This is a genomic window from Sphingomonas sp. CCH9-F2 (genome assembly GCF_001556735.1).
Taxonomy (GTDB): domain Bacteria; phylum Pseudomonadota; class Alphaproteobacteria; order Sphingomonadales; family Sphingomonadaceae; genus Sphingomonas; species Sphingomonas ginsenosidimutans.
In genome coordinates, this window is record NZ_LSJO01000530.1 from 1 (window position 1) to 4036 (window position 4036).

Annotated in this window: 5 protein-coding genes; 2 read left to right on the forward strand and 3 right to left on the reverse strand. The window is 71.7% G+C overall.

The genetic code is table 11. The annotated features are described in order from the left end of the window. A partial coding sequence (locus AX685_RS14980) for a tRNA (guanine(46)-N(7))-methyltransferase TrmB (RefSeq protein WP_066490101.1) occupies positions 1 to 591 on the reverse strand: 591 nt, incomplete at its 3' end. Positions 592 to 657: 66 nt separating this feature from the next. On the opposite strand from AX685_RS14980, the gene AX685_RS14985 reads away from it, so the two are divergent. Both AX685_RS14985 and AX685_RS14990 read left to right on the forward strand, forming a co-directional pair. After that, positions 658 to 1470, forward strand: coding sequence for a formate/nitrite transporter family protein (locus AX685_RS14985; RefSeq protein WP_066490104.1), 813 nt, complete (start codon positions 658 to 660; stop codon positions 1468 to 1470). Continuing rightward, positions 1470 to 2114, forward strand: coding sequence for a phosphatase PAP2 family protein (locus tag AX685_RS14990; RefSeq protein ID WP_066490098.1), 645 nt, complete (start codon positions 1470 to 1472; stop codon positions 2112 to 2114). The genes AX685_RS14985 and AX685_RS14990 overlap by 1 nt, the downstream gene beginning before the upstream one ends. A 22-nt stretch (positions 2115 to 2136) precedes the next feature. Here the strand turns inward: AX685_RS14990 and AX685_RS14995 are convergent, their stop codons facing one another. Continuing rightward, on the reverse strand, positions 2137 to 3294 hold the full coding sequence (locus tag AX685_RS14995) for a saccharopine dehydrogenase family protein (RefSeq protein ID WP_066490100.1): 1158 nt from the start codon (positions 3292 to 3294) through the stop codon (positions 2137 to 2139). 76 nt (positions 3295 to 3370) lie between these two features. Further along, positions 3371 to 4036, reverse strand: a 666-nt coding sequence (locus tag AX685_RS15000; protein WP_156445840.1) for an ABC transporter ATP-binding protein, incomplete at its 5' end; no start/stop codon positions are given.

Here is a 4036-nt window from a genome sequence, read left to right on the forward strand (position 1 = left end):
GGTAAGGAAGTCGGCGGGGGTGGCGGCGGTCCACACGAAGTCGCGGTGCTGGTTCATCACCATCATCGACCAGCGGCAATAGGTGGGATCGTCGGTGCCCAGCCGGAATTCCGCGCCCGGTTTCAGCTTGGCGGCGATCAGGTCGAGCGGGCCGTGGTTCATCATCCGCCGCTTGGCATGGCGCGCCTTGGGCCAGGGGTCGGGGTGCAGCAGGTAGACGCGGTCGAGCGAGGCGTCGGGCAGCCGCTCCACCACCTCCAGCGCGTCGCCCATATGGATGCGGACATTGTCCAGCGCGCCGTCGCGCACATGGCCCAGCGCGCCGACGACGCCGTTCAGGAACGGTTCGCACCCGATGAAGCCGGCGCCGGGCGCGGCGGCGGCCTGACCGGCGAGATGTTCGCCCGCGCCGAAGCCGATTTCGACGTGGAGCGGGCGCGCGTCGCCGAACAGCCGCTCGGCGGTCAGCGGGCCGTTGTCGGGAACCGCGATGCGCGGCAGCAGCTCCTCGACCAGCGCGGCCTGCCCGGCGCGCAACGCATGGCCCTGACGCCGGCCGTACAGGCGGCGGATCGTGATCGGATCGTTCATGCAGCGCCCCCTAACGCGGTCAGGCCCGAAACGGAACGCCGCGCGCGGCCGCCCGTTCGGCACGCGATGGAAAGCGATACACCCGCCGCCGATGTCGACGAACTGAAGGCGGCGGACGCGCGCGATGTCCACCGCGCCGTGCGCGAGGAGGGCGAGGAACAGCTGGTACGCCCGGCCGCGTCGCTGCTGTGGTCGGCGTTCGCGGCCGGCTTCGCGATCAACGCCTCGCTGCTGGCGGAGGGGGCGTTGCACGTGGCGGTGCCCGATGGCGCGGCCAAGACGCTGCTGGTGACATTGGGCTATCCGATCGGCTTCGTGATCGTGATCCTGGGGCGGATGCAGTTCTTTACCGAAAGCACGGTGACCGCAATGCTGCCGCTGATGGCGCGCCCGTCGCTGCGGGCGCTGCGCCGGACCGTGCGGCTGTGGGCGCTGGTGCTGGTCGCCAATCTGGCGGGCACGGCGACCGCGACGCTGGCGCTGTCGCAGGCCGGGCTGGTCGATGCGGGCCTGCGCGATGCGATGGTGGCGGTATCGACGCGGGTGCTGGCGCATGACGGCTGGGCGACGTTCCTGACCGCGATCCCGGCGGGCTTCCTGATCGCGAGCGTCGCATGGGTGCTGCCGAACGCGCGCGAACAGGCGTTCTTCGTGATCTATGCGATCACCTTCACCGTGGGCGTGGCCGGGTTGAGCCATTCGGTGGTCGGGTCGGCGGAGGCGTTCCTGTTGTTGTGGGACGGGCAGGTCGGCGTCGCCCGCGCACTGGGGCTGCTGATCGCGCCGGCGGTGGCGGGCAATCTGGTGGGCGGCGCGGGGCTGTTCGCGCTGCTGGCGCACGGGCAGGTGCGCGGCGAGATGATGGAAGGCAGGCAGTGATGGGCGGCAAGGCGAAGAAGAAGGCGCAGCGGCTGGCGACGGCGGAGCATCGCGCGGAGCGGCCGTTGCTGGCACTGGCGAGCACGCCGTTGATCCGCATGCTGTCGCCCGCGGCCAAGGCGGCGGACGAGCCGCAGCTGCTGGCGCTGGGCATCGGCACTTTCGCGCTGGGCACGGTGCTGCGCCGGCGCACGATGGCGCGCAGCGGGGCGCGGATGGTGGCCAGCCACCTGCTCGCCACCGGCATCAAGACCGCGCTGAAGGCGGGGGTCGATCGCGCCCGCCCGACCGCCGCGGCAAAGGGCGGCGCCACGCTGCGCAAGGGGCATGGCACCGCCGATACCGCGCGCAACGCCTTTCCCTCCGGCCATGCCGCCGGGGCGGTGGCGGTGGCGCAGGCCGCCGCGCACGAGGCGCCCGGCGTCGCTACCCCCGCGCGGCTGGCGGCGGGGGCGGCGGGTGCGTTGCAGGTGACGCGCGGCGCGCATTATCTGACCGACGTCGCCGCGGGCGCGGCGATCGGATGGCTGTCGGAACGGTTGGCCGGCTGGGCGGTCGGCACTGCCGAACGCTATGTCGCGCAACGAGCGGCGCGTGCCGACGACGCTGGCGCGCTGGCGGAGGTGGAGGCGCACCCCAGTTGAGGCGTCCTCAACCTGCGGGGCCTCAACCCGCCGTGAAGGTCATCCCCGCGTTGGCGATCAGCCGTTCGCGCAGCTTCGCGCCCATCAGGGCGCCGGGGGTCCAGATGCCGCCCGCGCCCTCGACGTCGCGGATCAGGCACAGCGCGCTTTCGGCGAGCATCTTCGATGTGCAGCCGTAGCCGGGGTCCTTGTCGCCGGTGACGACCGCGTCGATGCGCGTATTGTCGGGCATCAGCCCGGCGAACAGGATGTCGAAATGGCCCGCGTCGCGTTCCTCCTTCGACGGGCCTTCGCCGGGTTTCGGCCCCTTGTCGCCGGCCAGCGGGTTGATCTTCGCCAGCGCCTCGGCTGCGGCCTTGCCCATGTCGCCCAGCCCGGCGACGACCATCTCGTCATAGACCAGATCGCCCCACGGCTGCCCCAGCAGGAAGTTGGTGCGGTGGACGTTCTTGGTATTGATCGGCGCCATGATGAACGGCGCGACCCAGGCGGCGATCGTCGGGTCGTATTCGGGCAGCAGCCCGGCCGGCTGCGCGGGGCCGGCGTGGCCGGGCGCCAGCGCGAACGGATCGGTCAGCAGCATCGCCAGCGACGGCTTGCGCGCGATCGCCGCCAGCGTCGCCTTCAGGCTGGCGCTGGTGCCGCCGGAAAAGCCGCCCTTCATCTGGCGCACGCGCGCCTTCACGCGCGGCACCGGCTGGCCGAACCGTTCCTTCGCCGCTTCCTGCAGCGTCAGCACGCCCAGGTCGAAGGGGATCGAATCGAACCCGCACGAAAAGACGATCCGCGCGCCGGTGCGCTTCGCTTCCGCATCGTGGCGGTCGATCATCTCGCGCATCCACCCCGGCTCGCCGCATAGGTCGACATAGGCGGTGCCGGTCGCCGCGCACGCCGCCACCAGATCGCTGCCGTACAGCTGGTACGGGCCGACGGTAGTGATGACGACCCGCGTACGTTCGCACATCGCGCGCAGCGAGGCGGGATCGTCGGCATTGGCGGTGAGGAGCGGGATGTCGGCGGACACGCCCATTTCGTCGCGCACTTCCTGCAGCTTGGTCAGCGAGCGGCCCGCCATTGCCCAGGTGAGGCCGCTGGGGTAGGTGAGCGCCAGATATTCGGCCACCAGCCGCCCGGTGAAGCCCGACGCGCCATAGACGATGACGTCGAATTCGCTGGCCATAATCCCTGTCCCGATTCCCGCTTTCGCGCGATTGTGCGGGACCGGCGGCGGGGAGGCAAGCGCGACGGCGGCCCCGTCAGGCCGCTTCGCTGAATTGCAGGCTGGCGAGCCGCGCATACAGGCCGCCCTGCTGGATCAGCGCGGCGTGCGTGCCTTCCTCCACGATCCGGCCGGCGTCCAGCACCGCGATCCGCTGCGCCGCGCGGACGGTAGCGAGGCGATGCGCGATGACGATCGTGGTGCGCCCGGCCATCAGCCGCTCCAGCGCATCCTGCACCAGCCGCTCGCTTTCGGCGTCCAGCGCGCTGGTCGCCTCGTCCAGCAGCAGGATCGGCGCATCGCGCAGCAGCGCGCGCGCGATCGCCACGCGCTGGCGCTGCCCGCCCGACAGCCGCGCGCCGCCCTCGCCCAGGAAGGTATCCAGCCCGTCGGGCAGCGCGCGCAGGAAATCGGCGGCATTGGCCGCCTCCGCCGCGGCCCAGATCGCCGCATCATCGGCATCCCAGCGGCCGTAGCGCAGATTGTCGCGCGCGCTGGTGCCGAAGATGACGGTTTCCTGCGGCACCATCGCGATCCGCGCGCGCACCGCCGCCGGATCGGCATCGCGCAGGTCGACACCGTCCACCATCACGCGCCCGGCGGCGGGTTGGTAGAAATGCTGGATCAGCTGGAACAAGGTCGATTTGCCCGCGCCCGACGGGCCGACCACTGCCAGCGTCTCCCCCGGCGATACGGTCAGCGA